The sequence below is a fragment of the Tropicimonas sp. IMCC34011 genome (assembly GCF_003390865.1).
Lineage (GTDB): Bacteria > Pseudomonadota > Alphaproteobacteria > Rhodobacterales > Rhodobacteraceae > Tropicimonas_B.
The window spans coordinates 403,491-420,736 of record NZ_QMEJ01000004.1 but is presented as its reverse complement, the minus strand read 5'-3'; the positions used below and the strand labels follow the sequence as shown (position 1 = coordinate 420,736).

General features: G+C 67.8%; 15 protein-coding genes. 9 read left to right on the top strand and 6 right to left on the bottom strand.

Annotation, left to right across the window (positions count from 1 at the left end; genetic code table 11):
- Positions 1–58: 58 nt before the first annotated feature.
- The 7 genes from DQG15_RS14025 (at position 59) to DQG15_RS13995 (ending at position 6,758) form a co-directional block, all read left to right on the top strand.
- The gene (locus DQG15_RS14025) at positions 59–541 is read left to right on the top strand and encodes an NUDIX hydrolase (protein ID WP_116086164.1); all 483 of its coding nucleotides are present in this window, start codon (positions 59–61) and stop codon (positions 539–541) included.
- Entirely contained in the window at positions 538–2,019 is a 1,482-nt protein-coding gene (locus DQG15_RS14020) for an inorganic phosphate transporter (RefSeq protein ID WP_116086163.1), read from the top strand. The genes DQG15_RS14025 and DQG15_RS14020 overlap by 4 nt, the downstream gene beginning before the upstream one ends.
- Positions 2,020–2,224: 205 nt before the next feature.
- On the top strand, positions 2,225–2,584 hold the full coding sequence (locus tag DQG15_RS14015; RefSeq protein ID WP_116086162.1) for a TIGR04076 family protein: 360 nt from the start codon (positions 2,225–2,227) through the stop codon (positions 2,582–2,584).
- A gap of 4 nt (positions 2,585–2,588) precedes the next feature.
- Positions 2,589–3,758, top strand: coding sequence for a M14-type cytosolic carboxypeptidase (locus tag DQG15_RS14010; protein ID WP_116086161.1), 1,170 nt, complete (start codon positions 2,589–2,591; stop codon positions 3,756–3,758).
- The gene (locus DQG15_RS14005) at positions 3,755–4,777 is read left to right on the top strand and encodes an ABC transporter ATP-binding protein (RefSeq protein WP_116086160.1); all 1,023 of its coding nucleotides are present in this window, start codon (positions 3,755–3,757) and stop codon (positions 4,775–4,777) included. Before DQG15_RS14010 ends, DQG15_RS14005 begins: the two co-directional genes overlap by 4 nt.
- The gene (locus DQG15_RS14000) at positions 4,774–5,886 is read left to right on the top strand and encodes an ABC transporter ATP-binding protein (RefSeq protein WP_116086159.1); all 1,113 of its coding nucleotides are present in this window, start codon (positions 4,774–4,776) and stop codon (positions 5,884–5,886) included. The genes DQG15_RS14005 and DQG15_RS14000 overlap by 4 nt, the downstream gene beginning before the upstream one ends.
- Complete coding sequence (locus DQG15_RS13995; protein WP_116086158.1) at positions 5,883–6,758, top strand: DMT family transporter; 876 nt, start codon at positions 5,883–5,885, stop codon at positions 6,756–6,758. The genes DQG15_RS14000 and DQG15_RS13995 overlap by 4 nt, the downstream gene beginning before the upstream one ends.
- 4 nt (positions 6,759–6,762) lie before the next feature.
- Here DQG15_RS13995 and DQG15_RS13990 read toward each other — a convergent pair whose 3' ends face one another.
- The 3 genes from DQG15_RS13990 to DQG15_RS13980 form a co-directional block, all read right to left on the bottom strand.
- Positions 6,763–7,653 carry an ABC transporter permease gene (locus DQG15_RS13990; protein WP_116086157.1) on the bottom strand — a complete coding sequence of 297 codons (891 nt, stop codon included), beginning with the start codon at positions 7,651–7,653 and terminating at the stop codon, positions 6,763–6,765.
- Entirely contained in the window at positions 7,650–8,597 is a 948-nt protein-coding gene (locus tag DQG15_RS13985; protein WP_116086156.1) for an ABC transporter permease, read from the bottom strand. The genes DQG15_RS13990 and DQG15_RS13985 overlap by 4 nt, the downstream gene beginning before the upstream one ends.
- Before the next feature lie 82 nt (positions 8,598–8,679).
- A complete protein-coding gene (locus DQG15_RS13980; protein WP_116086155.1) occupies positions 8,680–10,191 on the bottom strand; it encodes an ABC transporter substrate-binding protein in 1,512 nt (503 codons plus the stop codon).
- Between the two features lie 131 nt (positions 10,192–10,322).
- On the opposite strand from DQG15_RS13980, the gene DQG15_RS13975 reads away from it, so the two are divergent.
- Positions 10,323–11,165: an alpha/beta hydrolase gene (locus DQG15_RS13975; protein ID WP_116086154.1), complete on the top strand. Its 843-nt coding sequence runs from the start codon at positions 10,323–10,325 to the stop codon at positions 11,163–11,165.
- A 68-nt stretch (positions 11,166–11,233) separates the two neighbouring features.
- Here DQG15_RS13975 and DQG15_RS18225 read toward each other — a convergent pair whose 3' ends face one another.
- The 3 genes from DQG15_RS18225 to DQG15_RS13960 are packed head-to-tail and all read right to left on the bottom strand — an operon-like array spanning position 11,234 to position 16,088.
- Positions 11,234–11,917, bottom strand: a complete 684-nt coding sequence (locus DQG15_RS18225; protein WP_157969001.1) for a GntR family transcriptional regulator — start codon at positions 11,915–11,917, stop codon at positions 11,234–11,236.
- 32 nt (positions 11,918–11,949) lie between these two features.
- On the bottom strand, positions 11,950–14,079 hold the full coding sequence (locus tag DQG15_RS13965; protein WP_116086153.1) for a hydantoinase/oxoprolinase family protein: 2,130 nt from the start codon (positions 14,077–14,079) through the stop codon (positions 11,950–11,952).
- A complete protein-coding gene (locus tag DQG15_RS13960; RefSeq protein ID WP_116086152.1) occupies positions 14,076–16,088 on the bottom strand; it encodes a hydantoinase B/oxoprolinase family protein in 2,013 nt (670 codons plus the stop codon). The genes DQG15_RS13965 and DQG15_RS13960 overlap by 4 nt, the downstream gene beginning before the upstream one ends.
- Before the next feature lie 105 nt (positions 16,089–16,193).
- On the opposite strand from DQG15_RS13960, the gene DQG15_RS13955 reads away from it, so the two are divergent.
- On the top strand, positions 16,194–17,246 hold the full coding sequence (locus DQG15_RS13955; RefSeq protein ID WP_116086151.1) for an aldo/keto reductase: 1,053 nt from the start codon (positions 16,194–16,196) through the stop codon (positions 17,244–17,246).

Genomic DNA, 17,246 nt, shown 5'->3' with positions numbered 1-17,246 from the left:
ACGTTGATCCTGCGGCAGTTTTTCTGTTAACCGCCTTGGGCTGTTCTCGAGGTGTCCCATGCTCCGTACGATCTGGACCGACTACATTGCGCCGATCCTGAAGCGTCCTGCGCAGTTTCAGGTGGCTGCCTTGTGTCACCGTCCGGGGGCAGCGGGACGGGAGATCCTGCTGATCACGTCGCGCGAGACGCGGCGCTGGATCCTGCCGAAGGGGTGGCCCAAGTCCGGGCTCGGCGGCGGGGAGACGGCCGCGGAGGAAGCCTGGGAGGAGGCCGGCGTGCGCGCGCTCCCCGGAACGCGCCGCCGCATCGGCCGCTACAGCTATTCCAAGACTCTCCCCGGCGGATTGCCGATGCGCACGGAAGTGGACGTCTATGCCATCGAGGTCGATCACCTGGAGGACGAGTTCCCCGAGGAGGGACAACGCGAACGGCGCTGGGTTCTGCCCGAGCAGGCGTCCCGCATGGTGACGGAGCCGGAGCTGAAGGCGATCCTCGCAGCGTTCCCCTCCCAGATCGAACCGGGCGGACCCTCCTCTTGAGCGAGCGCGGCACGAGCTACGAGTGGCAGACGCTCGACCGGGACCTCGGCCGGCTTTCCCGGATGGAGGCCGCGTCGATGTATGCCGCGCGACCGCTGGTCGGCGTGGGGCTGTCGCTGCTGTTCATGGCGCTGGCGGCGCTGGCGGCCGGGCTCATCGTAGGGGCGACGCCGGGGGGGCTTTTCGTCGTCGTTGCCGCAGCGTTCGGTGCCTACATGGCGCTCAACATCGGTGCCAACGACGTCGCGAACAACATGGGGCCCGCGGTGGGGGCCCGAGCGCTCTCCATGGCCGGGGCGATTGCGATCGCGGCGATATGCGAAAGTGCAGGCGCGCTGCTCGCGGGCGGGGACGTGGTGGACACGATCTCCAAGGGTATCGTCGCGCCGGCCTCGCTCGGGGACGGACGCATCTTCGTCGCGGCGATGCTTGCCGCGCTTCTCGCCGCCGCGCTCTGGGTGAACCTCGCCACGGTGATCGGCGCGCCCGTCTCCACCACCCATGCCGTCGTCGGCGGTGTGATGGGCGCAGGCATCGCCGCGGCGGGGCTGACGGCCGTGAGCTGGTCCACCATGGGCGCCATTGCCGCGAGCTGGGTGATCTCCCCGGTCCTCGGCGGGATCATCGCGGCGGCGATGCTCGCCTTCGTGAAGTGGAAGGTGATCTACGTTCCCGACAAGATCGAGGCCGCACGCCGCTGGGTGCCGGTCCTGATCGGGCTGATGGCGGGCGCCTTCTCCGCGTATCTGGCGCTCAAGGGGCTGAAGCGCGTCTTCGCCATCGACATGCAGACTGCGCTCCTGATCGGCGGAGCCGCCGGTGTGGTCTTCGGTGCCGTCTCCGTTCCGCTGGTGCGGCGGCAGGCGCGCGGGCTCGAGAACCGGAACCGCTCCCTGAAGGTGCTCTTCCGTGTTCCGCTCATCCTGTCCGCCGCTCTTCTGTCGTTCGCGCACGGAGCGAACGATGTGGCCAATGCCGTCGGCCCCCTCGCGGCCATCGTCTACGCGCAGCAGACCGGCGGCGCGGCGGCCGAGGTGGCGATCCCGATCTGGGTCATGGTGATCGGGGCGGTCGGCATCTCGGTCGGGCTGATCCTGTTCGGGCCGCGACTGATCGACATGGTCGGCAACCAGATCACCAAGCTCAATCCGATGCGGGCCTATTGCGTCGCCCTCTCGGCGGCGGTGACGGTCATCGCGGCGTCCTGGCTGGGCCTGCCGGTCAGTTCCACGCATATCGCCGTCGGCGGCGTCTTCGGGGTCGGGTTCTTCCGTGAATGGCACGCCGCACGGCGGGCGCGGCAGATCAACGAGGCGCGCCCGCCGGCCCGGCGCATCGCGACGGAGGAGCGGCGGCGGCGCAAGCTGGTGCGGCGGTCTCACTTCCTCACGATCATCGCCGCATGGCTGATCACGGTCCCGGCGGCGGCGCTTCTCTCCGCGCTCTGTTTCCTCGGACTGTCCTTCGTTCTCATCTGAGGCGCCCGTCCGTTTTGCGGGCGGCGCGAATTTCAGCATCCGCGCCGCATCCCGTGCGACCCCTGACGTGATATCCCGGGCGGGACCGCTCGGCTCTGCGCTTCGCTCGCGCTGGGCGTTTACAGATGCCGTAGTTTGATATTTGATATGATATCAGGATGGCCGAGCGTGTTGTCCGAACAGTCCAACCGGAGCCCGACACCCGATGAGCGACGAAACCACTGCCGACGATGCCTTCGACCTCTTCGATCTTCGCGTGGAAATCGTGCGAAGCGGTCCGGGGCAGATCTATTGCGGCGAAGAGGGCGACTATTTCGAACTCAGGGGTGAGATGCTTCACCTGCCGGAGGGGCAGGGGTTCTCGATCTACTCCCTCTCGGCGGTGATGCCCCTTCTGGCGGCCAAGCAGCGCCGGACCCATCCGAATGACTGGATGAGCACCGACGCGGAGTGCGCCTGCCCCGATCCCAACTGCCCGACACGGCTGCGGATCACCCGGATCGGCAGCCGCCGCTTCAGCCATGCGGACACGACCGCCGTCCCGCTGACCGGAGAGGAGGAGTAATCCCATGACGATCGCCATCAGTTCCATGATCCCCTCGGGGCGGATCGACGTCCTCGATGCAACCGACCCCGCCGCGATCCGCCTGCGCGTGCCAGGCGACCCGGGATCGGACTTCGTCGGCTGGTACAATTTCCGCGTGTCGGGCGCTAAGGACGTGCGCTGCCGCTTCACGATCGAGGGATGCCGCGCGGCGGAGGCGGGCCGCCTGACCGGGCGGGAAGGCTACGAGGATCAGTGGACGAATACCGGTCCGCTGGTCAGCACGGACGGCCACACGTGGAGGCGGGTTCCTGCGGAGTATGACGGCGAGACGTTCTCCTTCGAGCTCACGCCGGAGCGCGACGTCATCCAGATCGCCAAGTTCGCACCGTTTGGACCCGAGCGGGATGCGGCGCTGATCGCGCGGGCGCTCACGGATCCGGGCGTGCGGCTGGAAGAGATCGGCCGCTCCGTCCAGGGACGCCCCATCGACCGGCTGACCTTCGATGCCGACGCGGAAAAGCCCGTCCTCTGGCTCGTGGCGCGTCAGCACCCGTCCGAGACGCAGGGCGGCTTTCTGCTAGAGGGATTGCTGGAGCGGCTCCTCGATCCCGCCGACGCCGGAGCGCGTGTCCTCCGCGAAAGCGCTGAGATCAACATCGTGCCGAACGCAAACCCCGACGGGAGCGCCCTCGGCCACACACGCACCAATGCCGCCGGCGCTAATCTCAACCGCGAATGGGAGACGCCGGACCCCGAGCGCGCGCCCGAGGTGGTCGCGATCCGGAGCGTGATGGAGGCGCGGGGGCTCGATTTCTTCCTCGACTGTCACGCCGATCAGGAACTTCACTGCAACTTCATCTGGCCCTCGGAGAACGTGCCCGGATGGCGCCCCGAGCGGCGCGCCCCCTTCGAGGCGTTCGAGGCGGCCTGGGCGGCGGCCTCCCCCGATTACGAACCGGGCCATCCGTATCCCGGCGGCTGTCCCGAAAGCCCCGATCTCGGCATGGCGTGGAACTGGGTCGGCTCGGCCTTTCCGCACGCCCTCTCCGTGCTGCTGGAGCAACCCTTCAAGGACGTGAGCGCGCATCCGGTGCCCGAGACCGGCTGGTGCCCCGCGCGGGCGCACGCCTTCGGGCGCAGCCTTGTCGGGCCGCTTCTCGCCGTGCTGCCCCATCTGGAGAGGACGAGATGAACGCGCGTCCATCAGGCGACGGCAAGCCGCTCCTCGAGGTGATCGACCTCAAGACGAGCTTCGGCGGAACGCGCGCCGTCGATGGTGTCGATTTCGCGATGAGGCCGGGTGAAGTGCTCTGCCTCGTCGGCGAGTCGGGGTCCGGCAAGAGCGTCACGGCGCTCTCCGTCATGGGCCTGATCGGGCAGGGCGGTGACATCAGCGCCGGCGCGATCCGTCTCGAGGGACGTGAACTGACAGGCCTCACGCGGATGCAGCGCCGCGCCCTCTGCGGGGACCGGATGGGCATGATCTTTCAGGAGCCGATGACCTCGCTGAACCCTGCGCTGACCGTGGGAGACCAGATCGCCGAGACGCTCCTGCGCCACCGCGATGTGAAGCGCTCCGCTGCGCGGGCGCGCGTGATCGATCTTCTGAAGGAGGTCCGCATACCCTCGCCCGAAACGCGGATCGATCAGTACCCGCACCAGCTCTCCGGGGGGATGCGCCAGCGCGTGATGATCGCCATGGCGATGGCCTGCGAGCCGGCCCTCCTGATCGCGGACGAGCCGACGACGGCGCTCGACGTCACCATTCAGGCGCAGATCCTCGATTTGATGCGCGCGCTCCGCCGGGAGACGGGGACGGCCATCCTGATGATCACTCACGATCTCGGCGTGGTGGCCGAGGTCGGCGATCGGGTCGCGGTGATGTATGCGGGGCGGATCGTCGAGACGGGGACCGTCCGCCAGATCTTCGAGGATCCGCAGCACCCCTACACGCTCGGCCTTCTCGCCTCGATTCCGCGCCTCGGGGACATCCGCGAGCGTCTGGCCACGATCGAGGGAACCGTACCGCCGCTCTCCGAGATGCCGGAGGGGTGCCGGTTCAACCCGCGCTGCGTCTTCGCCACCGATATCTGCCGCAGCAAACGTCCTGCGCTGGAGACCGTCTCGGAGGGCCACGGCGTCGCCTGCTGGCATCCGATGCCGGAGCACGAGGGCCGCAGCGCGGATATCCGGGAGGACGCAGAGGCATGAAGGGTGACGTACTTCTCGACGCGAAGGCGCTGCGCAAGCACTTCACCATTGGCGGTGGCTTCTTCGGCAGCGGCAAGGTGGTGCAGGCAGTGGACCGGATCGACCTCGAGATCAGGGAAGGGGAGACCCTGTCGATCGTCGGCGAATCCGGGTGCGGCAAGTCCACCCTCGCGCGGCTTCTGCTGCGACTGATCGAGCCGACGGACGGCGAGGTCCTGCTCGAGGGGCGGGATCTGACCAAGTTCGGCCGCTCCGAGATGCGCCGCGCGCGGCGGGATCTGCAGATGGTGTTCCAGGACCCCTTCGCCTCCCTCAATCCCCGCGCCACGATCCGGGATATCCTGACCGAGCCGCTGCGGCTTCACGGGATCGGCACGGCCGCCGAGCGACGGTCCCGCGTCGACGATCTTCTGCGCATGGTCGGTCTCTCTCCCGATCACGCCCGGCGCTACCCGCACGAGTTCTCCGGCGGGCAGCGGCAGCGCATCGGCATCGCCCGGGCCCTCGCGCTCAATCCACGGCTGATCGTGGCGGACGAGCCGGTCTCCGCGCTCGACGTTTCTGTGCAGGCTCAGGTCATCAACCTTCTGAAGGACCTTCAGGAGGAGCTCGGCCTTGCCTACCTCGTCATCGCGCATGACCTGACCGTGGTGCGGCACATCTCGGACACGGTCGCGGTGATGTACCTGGGACGTATCGTGGAGATCGCCCCGGCCGAGGAGCTCTATCGCGCGCCCCGCCACCCCTACACGCAGGCGCTTCTGTCCGCGATCCCGGTGCCGGATCCGGCCCATGTCGCCAGCGAGGTTCGTCTCGAGGGAGATCTGCCCTCGCCGGTCACGCCGCCATCCGGGTGTCACTTCCACACGCGGTGCCCCTTCGCGACGCCCGAATGCGCCGCCGAGGTTCCGGAGGCGCGGGACCTTGGCGGTGGGCACCGCGTCCTCTGCCGCCGCCTCGATGAAATCCCTGCTTTCGAGATGCCGCAGGACAGCGCGGCGGCAGGGCCGGAGACGGCCTATGCGCGGCGCCTCGCCGCGCTCGAAGCCGCCACTGCGCGGCGCCAGGCGCAGCGGCGGGAGGGCGAGGCGACCGCTCCGGCCTCTTGAGCGCCGCCGGTGCCGGCGCCGGCGGGGATCTGCGCGGGCCGCTCTGGATGCTCGGCAACGCTGCCGTCTTCTCCATGCAGGTCACCCTGATCAAGTCGGCGCAGGAGGTGGTGCCGATGAGCACGATCCTTCTGTTCATGGTCGGGGTTCAGGGCGTGGTGGTGTGGCTGCTGAACGCCCGGGAGGTGAACGACATCTTCAGGCCCGGCCGCCGCCATGCGCCGCATCTGTGGCGGTCCGCGATGATGGTGATCGGCGTTTCCACAGGTGTCTCCTCGGTCGCGTTCCTGCCGGTGGCGGAGGCGACGGCGCTCTCCTTCTGCAAACCGCTTTTCGTCACGATCCTCGCGGCGCTCGTCCTGCGGGAGATGGTCGGTCCGCGGAGGGCCTTCGCGGTGGCCCTGGGCTTCGGCGGCGTCCTGATCCTCGCGCAGCCGACGGGGGAGGCGATGAGCGCCGTCGGTCTGGGCCTCGGGATCGCGTCGGCCCTCTCTTCCGCGATCGCGGTGGTGACGACGCGCGTTCTCGCACGGTCCGAGCCGGCCAGCGTCCTTCTGATGTACCAGACCGGTCTCGGCGTCCTCGTCTTTCTGCCCTGGGCCATCCTCGAGTGGGACACGCCGGATGCGGCGGGCTTCGGGCTCCTTCTTCTCATCGGCGGGTTCAGCCTCGTCGGTAACCTCGCGACGATCCTTGCGCTGCGCTACGGGGAAGCGTCCGTGATCGCGCCGGTGGACTTCACCCGCGCGGTCTTCGCCGCGCTCTTCGCCTTCGTGCTTCTCGGCGAGGTGCCCACCACGGCGACACTGATCGGCACCGCGGTGATCATGGTTGGGGCGCTCATCGCGCTGAGGCGGCAGGCGCAAGCCTAGGCGGTCAGTCCTTGGGATCGAGCGCGTCGTGCAGGCCGTCTCCGAGGAGATTGAAGCCGAGCACGGTGAGGAAGATCGCAACGCCGGGATAGATCGCCATGGTCGGCGCGATCATGAGCGAGGCGCGCGCATTGTCCAGCATGGAGCCCCAGGACGGCGCCGGCGGCTGTTGCCCGAGGCCGAGAAAGCCGAGCGCCGCCTCCGCGATGATGGCCGTGGCGATGGCCAGCGTGGTCTGGACCAGCAGCGGCGGCAGGATGTTCACGAAAACATGGCGGGACAGGATTACCGAATGCGGCGCGCCGATGGAGCGGGCCGCCTCGATATACTCCTCCACTTTCACCACCATCGTCTGCGCCCGCGCCAGACGCGCGAAGACCGGGGCGAAGGAGATGCCGATGGCGATCATCGCGTTGGACAGGCTGGGCCCGAGAAACGCGGCGAGCGCGATGGCGAGGATCAGGAAGGGGATCGCAAGGAAGGCATCCACGACCCGCATGATGACGGTGTCGAGAAAGCCGCCGAAATAGCCAGCGACCATGCCGAGCGGCACGCCTACGCCGAAGGAGATCAGCACCGACACGAAGCCTGCCAGAAGCGAGGCCCGCGCCCCGTAGAGGATGCGCGAAAAGACGTCCCGCCCCAACTCGTCCGTGCCGAAGAGATGGGCGAGGGACGGGGACTGGCGAATCGCGCCCCAGTCCGTCGCGGTCGGATCCTGCGGCGCGATGAGCGGGGCGAAGATCGCGAGGATGGCGAACAGCCCGACGATGATCAGCCCGGCCAGCGCCGCGCGGTTTCTGGCGAAGCGCCGGAAGGTAAGGGCGAACTGGCTCTGGGCGGGGCGCGGAACGCGGGTCTTGCCCGGCCCGGCGCTGGAGACGGAGACGCTCATCGGTTGGCCCTCAGTTTGGGATTGGCCCAGAAGTACAGGATATCGGCGAGCAGGTTCATCGCGACGAAGGCGACGCCCGACAGCAGCGTGACCGCCTGCACGGCCTGGTACTCCCGGTTGAAGACGCTATCGACGACCATCTTGCCGAGACCGGGGATGGAGAAGACCTGCTCGGTCAGCACGGCGCCGGCGAGAAGCGTGCCGAATTGCAGCGTCGCCAGCGTGATGATCGGCACCAGCGCATTGAGGAAGGCGTGACGGACGATCACGACCCTCTCGGCGAGTCCCTTGGAGCGGGCGGTGCGGACGTAGTCCTGCTGCAGGATGTTCAGCATGGCGGATCGGGTGTGCCGCATCATCGCCGCGGCGAGGGCGGTGCCGAGAACCACGGCGGGCATCGCGATGCTCCTCAGGCAGCCGATCGGGTCCTCGGTGAAGGGCACGAAGCCCCCCGCCGGCAGCCAGCGCAGCTTCACCGCGAAGAGCAGGATCAGCATGATGCCGAGCCAGAAGTTCGGGATCGAGATGCCGGACATGGCGAAGACCGTCACCACATGGTCCCAGCCTTTCCCCTTGCCGAGCGCGGCAAGGATGCCGAGCGGGATGCCGATGACGAGGGAGAACAGCATGGCAGCGGCCCCGAGCGTCACGGTCACCGGAATCTTGTCGAGGATCATCGGTCCGATGGGCTGTCGCGTGCGGTAGGACACGCCGAAATCGCCGCGGAAGATGTCGCCGATCCAGTGGAAGTACTGGATCACGAGGGGGTCGTTGAAGCCGTATTCCTCCCGGATGGCCGCGATCACCTCGGGGGACGCCTCGCCGCCGCCGATGATAAGGGCGGGATCGCCCGGCAGGAGCTGCTGCAGCGAGAAGACGATGATCGAGATCAGGATCAGCGTCGGGATCGCGACGAGGACGCGGTTCGCGAGGAAACGGAGCATGGTGCCCTTTCGGGAAAATGAGGCTCGAGGTCCGGGCGTCGGGCCGCGCGGGAACGTGTCCGCGCGGCCCGTCTTCTGTCGCTCACTCGGCGCGGGTCACATCGACGAGGCGCAGGAAGCCGTCGCCCGTGTAGGTCAGCCCCTCGATGGCGCTGTCATAGGCGTAGATCTGCGGCATGTGGTAGAGATAGGTCACCGGTTCGTCGGCTGCGGCGAGCGCCGCGACCTTGTGGAAGACCTCGACACGTTCCGCCGGATCGGTCTGGGTGCGCGTCTCCTCAAGCAGTGCATCCATCTCGTCGGAGTAGTAGCGCGAGAGGTTCCTGGAGCCGGTGGAATGCAGCACCTGGAAGGCGACGGCATCGGGATCGTTCGCGAATTGGGGACCGATCGGGCCCCATGCGGTGAAGTTGCCGTCCTCCGTCATCTGGAGGGTCGTCGCGAAGTCCACCACGTTGAGTTCAGTGGCGAAGCCCGCCTCCTGGCTCATCGCCTGCATCATCTGCGCCACGCGGACGGAGAGGGGCCGGTTCGGCACGAGGATCTCGAACTCGACTGGCATCTCGACGCCGGCCTGCTCAAGCAGCGCCTTGGCGCCTTCGACGTCCCGCTCCGGCATCGGAGTGGCCGGATCGTAGTACTGCGAGTTCGGCGGCGTGACCTGGTTGCCGGCGAGGTAGCGCCCGCCGAAGGCGACCTGGTTGATGGCGTTGCGATCGAGGGACAACTCGAAGGCGTTGCGCACGTCGGCGCTCGCGAAGGGGCCGTCCTGCTCCAGATTGTACATCAGCGCCTGATTGTTCATCACCGCGACCGGCTCGACCGTGATGTTCGGATCCTGCTCCACCACGTCGACATTCGACGGGTCGAGCTTCTCCATGATGTCCACGTCGCCCGATTGCAGGTTCGCAAGGCGCACCGAGTCGTCCGGCATGACGCGGAAGGTCACGGTGTCGAACGCGTAGGCGTCGGCGTTCCAGTAATCCTCGACCTTCTTCACGACGATCCGGTCCTGCGCGACGCGCTCGTCGAACGCGTAGGGACCGGCGCAGACCGGGGCGGCGCCGATATCCGCGGCGCCCGTTTCCTCGATGGCCGTGGGGGAGAAGATGATGCCGACGCGTTCGGCGAACTTGGACAGAAGCTGCGCCGAGGGCTCGGAGACGTTCACGACGACCTCGTACTCGCCCGGCGCCTCGACGCTCGAAATGGAGGAGATGTCCGCGGCACGCTGCGAGTCGGGCTGGTTCAGCGCCCGCTCGAGACCGGCCTTCACCGCATCGGCGTTGAACGGCGTACCGTCCTGGAAGGTCACGTCCTGCCGCAGGTTCATCGTCAGGGCGAGACCGTCATCGGACCACGACCAGCTTTCGGCGAGCACCGGGACGAAGTTCAGATCCTCGTCGGTGGTCAGAAGGCCGTCGCACATGACGCCCATCACGGTGATCCCGACATGGGTGCGGTTCGTCACCGGATCGAGCGCATCGGGATCGTCGGCGAGTGCGATGGACAGATCCTGCGCCGATCCGGCGGCCGAAAAGCCGGCCAGGAAGATCGCAGCCAGGGCCGTTCGAGAGAGCAGAGCGTTGGTCATGTGCGTTCAGTTTCCCCGTGGTGATTTTTGTTTGTGATATTTGATCAGATCGTGTCAGTCTTCGAGCGCGCTACCTCGAAGTCAACAGAAACTTCGTATTTGAACCAATCCTGCGTGGAGCCTCCCATCCGATGAACAATTTCAAGAAACTACCTGCACAATCTTCAATCAACGAAAAAGCGGACGCTTACGGTGAGGTCGCTCTCGAAACCTCCGAGGCCGCGGCCGACACGGTCCGGCTGGGCTACGACATCCCCTTCGGTGACGATCCGGCGCAGGCCATCGATGTCTACGCGCCGAAGGAGGGCGGGACGGGGCTGCCTGTCCTCGTCTTCTTTCATGGCGGGAACTTCACCCACGGGTTCAAGGAATGGTGCGGGTTCATGGCGCCTGCGATTACCGCCTTCCCGGCGATCCTCGTCTCTGCCTCCTACCGCCTGTCGCCGGAAGTCTCGTTCCGCGACCTGCTGCGGGACTGCTTCGCGGCGGTGAAGAAGGCCCAGGAGGTCGCCCCCGACTTCGGCGGCGATCCGGATCGCCTGTTCGTCGGCGGTCATTCGGCCGGCGGCCAGATTGCGGCGTTGCTGGTGCAAAGGGATGACTGGCGGGAAGAGGCCGGCCTCCCGGAGGACGCGATCAAGGGCAGCTTTCCGATGTCCGCCAACTTCGCCCGACGCCTGACCGATCTGGAGACGGACACGTCGCTCCATGTCGGCCCCGAGGTTCCCGATTCGCCGCTCGAGCTCGCCCGCTCGCCCCTGAAGCGGGACATCCCCGTTCTCGTCGCCTGGGGCGGTGACGAAAAGCCCTACGTGCTCGAGGAAGGTCCGCAACTGGTGGAGGCGCTGAAGGCGAGCGGCGTTCAGGCCGAAGCGATGGTGATGGAGGGGGCCGATCACTTCGAGGCGCACCTGCGGACAGGCGACCCCGACGATCCCTGGACCCGCCGCGTGCGGGAGATCATGGCGGGGTAATCCCGCCCTTCCCTGCGGCGCGCCCTGCCTGCGGCGGGGATATGCGCCGCAGGCAGGGCGCGCCGCGGCTAGTCCTCCGTGGGGGCCATGTCTCGGATCAGGTCGAAGAAGCGATTGATGTCGGTCTCGATGGCGGCACGGGTTCCGGGACCGTCGCCCCTGCGCATCGCCTCGATGGCCCGAACATGGAGCTCCGCGCCACGGCCCTCCCGCGCATCGAAGATCTCCGCGGCGGTGCGCACATGGGGGCCGACGCGCAGCCAGAGGCCCTCGATGATTGGCGGAATGATTTCCGAGCCGGACATCCGGTACATCGTGAAATGGAAGTTCAGGTTATGCGCGACCGAGGTGCCGATGTCCCGCTTGTCGTCGGCGCGGAGCTCCTCGTCGACGATCCGGCTCAGCGCCGAGATCCCCTCCTCGGTCGCCCGTTCGGTGGCGAGTTCTGCGGCCAGTCCTTCGAGAGCGAGGCGGGTGCGCCGCAGATCGTCGAGCTGTTCGGGACCAAGCAGGGGGATTCGGGCGGAGCGATTGGCCGTGGCATCGAGGGCCCGTTCGGCGACGAGCTGCCGGATCGATTCGCGGATTGGCTGGGCCGAGGTGCCGAAGGCGGCGGCCAGATCGTTGATCTTCAGCGCCTGACCGGGCTGGAAATGCCCGGCCATGAGCATGGTCCGAAGTTCCTGGTGGATGCGGGACTGGACGGTCTCGCGGCGCACCGGAGCGATCTCCGGAAAGGATGTCCTCGTCATCGGCGCCCGTCCTTCTCGTGTTGGCCTTCTCTTCAGGAAGCGTGTTCTGCGGGCCGGCGCAAGCCGGGCGCTGCGTCGCCCGCGTCCTGTGTGACCATCAGATTGCCGTCCGGCAGGACTTCGCCCGTCCAGCCGGGCACGATCCAGATCGTTGTATCGGGCTGTTCGAGAAGGGCGGGGCCGGTGATGCGGGCGCCGGGCGGAAGGGAGGCGCGGTCGAGCACATGAGCGTCCAGCCAGGCCCCGTCCCAGACGCGGCGGTGCTCCGTCGGGACCGTCTTCGCGGGTTCGGGCCGTGGTGAGGCGGGCCGTTCTGCGGGGATCGTGACCGTCACGCGCAGCAATCCGGCAAGAACCGGCGTGGCGCGATCCTCGAAGCCGTAGAGCGTGCGATGCCGGTCGTGGAAGGCGTCCAGGATCAGCCGCTCCAGCCCCGCCGCATCCCGACGGGTCAGTGCATCGGCACCGAACTCGAGTTCGAGATCGTAAGCCTGATCGGGAAAGCGGGCGCGGACCATCGCGCTGATCCGGGGCGCGCCGGCGTCGCCCGCGGTCTCGCCGCGCGCCCATGTTGCGGCCTCCTGGCTCAGCCGGTCGAGCGCCGCCTTCACGGGCAGGCCGGCATTCGCCTTGCCGGTGCCGAGCAGGTGTCCGAGGCTGGCGACGAAGTCCCTCTGGATCCGGGCAATCGACGCGCCGAGAGCGCAGAACGTGCCGGGGGCGCCGGGGATGAGAACGCGGGAGAGGCCCGCTTCCCGCGCCAGCATCATCGCATGGGTCGCGCCGGCGCCGCCATAGGCGACCATGGTGAAATCCCGCAGATCGAGCCCGCGGCGCGCCAGGAGCTTGGAGAGGTCGACGCCCATCATCGCGGTGGCGACGCGCAGGCCCGCATGGGCGGCGCGGGCGGCGACATCCTCGTCGCCCTCCAGCCCGAGATCACGGCCGAGCGCGGCAAGGCCCGCGGCCGCGGCCGCCCCGTCCAGCGCCATGCGCCCGCCGAGGAACCGGGCGGGATCGACGATCCCGGTGGCGAGGTAGCAATCGGTGATCGTCGGGCGGGTCCCGCCGCGCCCGTAGGCGATGGGGCCGGGATCGGAGCCGGCGCTTTCCGGGCCGATCTTCAGCACACCCTGCGCATCGCGCCAGAGTATGGAGCCGCCGCCCGCACCGATGGCGGTGACGGAAACGACGGGAAGCATGATCGGAAAGTCCCCGACACGCGCCGCGCTCGTGAGTTCCGGCGCACGGCCGGCGATGATGGACATGTCCGCCGAGGTGCCGCCCATGTCGAAAGTGACGAGGTTGTCGCCTGCTTCGGATGGCGCGGTATCGATCGCGGCGGTGACACCGGCGGCAGGCCCCGACAGGACCGTGTCGATGGGGCGATCGAGGGCGGTCTGGAGGCTCACGGTGCCACCGTTGTTCGTCGTGATGAAGAGGGGCGCGTCGATGCCCAGCTCTCCGAGGCGGGAGGTCAGGCGCTCGAAATAGGCGCCCATGAGAGGGCGGATCGAGGCGTTGAGCGCGGCGAGGAGGCCCCGTTCGTATTCCCGCGCCTCGGGCCAGATCGCGGCGGAGGCGACAAAGGGCAGATCAGGCAGGCGCCGGGTCAGGGCTTCGGCGATCTCGGCTTCGAGGGCGGGGTGGCGATAGGAATTGACCAGCATCACGGCGACCGCTTCCGCCCCTGCGCGCCGCAGGTCGTCGGCGAGCCGGTCCATCTCTGCGTCATCGACGGCAGCGACGATGGTCCCGTCCGCCCCGATCCGGGCCTCCGTCTCGAAGACCCGGTCGGCGGGGACGAGGGGCTCTTCGCGGCCATGGGTGAAGTCGATGGCAGCGGGAAGCTGGGCGCGGGCGATCTCGAAGACGTGGCGGTTGCCGCGGGAGACAACGGCCGCGACGCGGGCGCCCTGGCGTTGGAGGATCGTGTTCAGCGCCAGCGTCGTGCCATGCATCACCGCCCCGATGTCCCCGGGGGCGAGGCCGGCGACATCGAGCAGTCCCGTCATCCCGCGCTGGACGGCGAGGGAGGGGTCGGAGGGGACGGACGGCTCCTTGTGGAAGACCCGGCGACCGGTCGCGAGATTCTCCGCAACGAGGTCGTTGAAGGTTCCGCCGACATCGATGCCGATGCGCCATTGCCCCGTGCCCGTCATGCTGCGGCTCCGTGTTCGGCTTCTAGGTTTTCGATCAGCGGGAGGAGGAGCGACCGGACGGCTCCGGGATCGCGAAGACTGTCCGCGAGAGAAAGGGTGTCGCCCGCAAGAGCGGGGATCGCGGCTTCCAGGATCAGGCGGCGGCGCGTGGTGCGGGCGCTGGCAGGGAGGTGGCCGAGGGCGGCGTTGAGGCGCGTCGCGGTCGCGTCGTCCATCACGCTCTCCCAGAGTTTCCTCTCGGGGCCGAAGTCGAAGCCGGTATGCGCCCGGTCGAACGCGTCGGCGCGGGCGGTCTCGGTGGCGTCCACGTCCACATCGCCCGCCGCCGTCAGGATCACGCCGTAATCCTGCTCGGCCGAGGCGGCGGAGACGAAGCCGCGGGCAACGTCCCGGCGCACGGCCTCGGGATCGCGCGCGAAGGGATCGCCGTAACCGCCGCCGCCCGGCGTCATGAAGGTCAACGTGTCGCCCTCGGCGACGGGGAGAATGTCGATGCGGGTGATGTCCCGCTCCCGGTCGGTGCCTTCGTTCAGGATCACGCGGCAGGGCGGGGCTGACCGTCCTCCGGCGGCGCCCCATGGTGCGAAGCGGAAGCGCTCGAGGCCGCGGGCGAGGATGGCGAGGTCCGGCTTCAGCATCCGGATGCGATAGACGAGGCCGAGCCCCCCGCGGAACCGTCCCGGCCCGCCGCTGTCCGGACGCAGACCGTAGAGCTCGACACGGACGGGGGCGGCGTCTTCAGTCGTTTCGATGGGAGAGTTGCGGGTGTTGGACATGCCGCTCTCGCGCCCGTCCACGCCGTCGCCTCCCTCACGCGCGCCTCCGCCGGCGATGATCGACTGGATGACCGCGGATTTCCGGCGGCCGGTGGTCGCATCCGTTTCCGCCAGAACGACGGGGAGGACCGTTCCACCGCCGGCGGCCGGCACGATGCCGGGGCAGGCGGTCAGCAGGGCCCCCGAGACGAGATCCATCAGCCGCAGCATGACGGCGTGACGTACGCCGCATGCGGCGGGATAATCGGGGTTCACGATACTGCCGGGCGGCGTCTGCGTGGTGACGCTGGAGAGCGCTCCGTGGTTCATCGGCACCGTCTTGTCCGCCGTTCCGATCAACTGAAGAAGGCGCAAGGTCAGGTAGGGATGCCGCTCTCCCGCCGTCGGCAGGTTGAACGCGGAGGCGACCTGTGGATCGGTCCCTGCAAAATCGAGGTCGACCGTACCGTCCTTTGCGGTGAGGCGCAGTTTCAGGCGCAGGGGGACATTCGAGACGAAGTCATGGTCGAGGTAGTCCCGGAAATCGTAGCTGCCGTTCGGGATCTGCCGCAGCACTGCCTTCGCCTTCTCGGCGGCATACTCGCGAAGCGCGGTCTGGAAGGAGAGGATCGCCTCCGTCCCGTGCGAGCCGGCGATCTCGGTCAGGCGACGGCCGCCGGCCTCCAGAGCGCCGATCATGGCCCGCACGTCGCCGAGGTTGGTCTCCGGCGAGCGGCAGTTGGCGAGGTAGATGGAGAGGAGGTCCTCGTCCATCCGGCCCTCCTTCATCAGCCGCACCGGGGGCAGCTGCAGGCCTTCCTGGTAGACGTCCGAGAACCGCGGGGAGATGGAGGAGGGCACGCCGCCGCCGATGTCCGACGTGTGCGCCATCGCCCATCCGTAGGCGATGAGTTCGCCGCCCACGAAGATCGGGCGGACGAGCTGGAGGTCCGGCAGGTGGGTGGAGAGGCCGCCGTTGGCATAGGGAAGGTTCGACAGGATCACGTCCCCCTCCCTCAGCGGGCCAGTCCGCTCCAGCGTCGCCTTCAGGTCCAGATCGACGAAGGCGGACAGGCCGAGATCGGAGGGGTAGGCGAAGGGTTTGCCGTCCAGCCCGACCAGCGCGGTGGCGAAGTCCGCAACCTCGCGGACGTAGATCGTCCGGGCGGAGCGGAGCAGGGTCAGTCCCATCTCCTCGGCCGCGGCGACCGTTTTGTGGCGGAGGATCTCGAGGTCGAAGCTGTTCAGGGTCATGCGCGCATCCTCATGGATATCTCGACCGGGCGGCTTTTCGTTGACATTTGATACGATATCAAAAATATGAAACCGGACAAGAGCAGAGACCGCCGGAGACAGCAAATGAGCGACGTGCACAGGACGAACCTCGCGGAGGGCTACGAGATCAGCCGTATCCTCAAGGGAGGGTGGCACCTCGCCGGCGGACACGGACAGATCGACCGGGATCGCGCCGTTCAGGAGATGCGGGATTACATGGAGGCGGGCATCACCACCTTTGACTGCGCGGACATCTATACCGGCGTCGAGGAGCTGATCGGCACGTTCCGCAAGGACTGCAAGGCCAATGGCCGGACGGACCTTCTGGATCGCCTGAAGGTCCACACCAAGTGCGTGCCGGATCTCGACAAGCTCGACACGATTACCAAGGCCGAGGTGCAGGAAACGGTGGATCGCTCGCTTCGCCGGCTCGACGCCGAGCGGCTGGACCTCGTGCAGTTTCACTGGTGGAACCTCGAAGTTCCCCGCTACGTCGAGGTGGCCGGCTGGCTGAGCGAGTTCCAGCGCGAGGGCAAGATCGACCTCCTTGGCACCACCAATTTCAGCACCGACGCGATGAGTGAGCTGCTGGAGAGCGGGTACCGCCCCGCCTCCATCCAGATGCAGTATTCACTGATCGACCGCCGACCCACCAAGCGGATGACGGAGTTCTGCGCGCAGAACGGCATCGCCATCCTCGCCTACGGCACGGTTGCCGGCGGCTTCCTGTCCGACAAATGGCTCGGGGCGCCCGAGCCGACCGGGGAGCTCGAGAACCGCTCCCTCACCAAGTACAAGCTGATCATCGACGATATCGGCGGCTGGGATGTGTTCCAGTCCCTGCTGCAGCTCCTGCGCGGCATCGCGGACAGGCATGGGGTGGACATCGCCTCGGTCGCGATCCGTGCGATCCTGGCCGAGCCGCAGGTTGCTGGCGCAATCGTCGGCGTCCGTCATGGCGGGCATCTGGGCAAGCATGCCGCGCTCTTCGACTTCGACCTGGACGACGATGAGCTGACGCGGATCCACGCTGCCATCGATGCGCATCCCGTGGTCGATGGCGATGTCTACGACGTCGAGCGGGATCGGCATGGCCGCCACGGCAGGATCATGAAATACAACCTCAACGACGCCTGA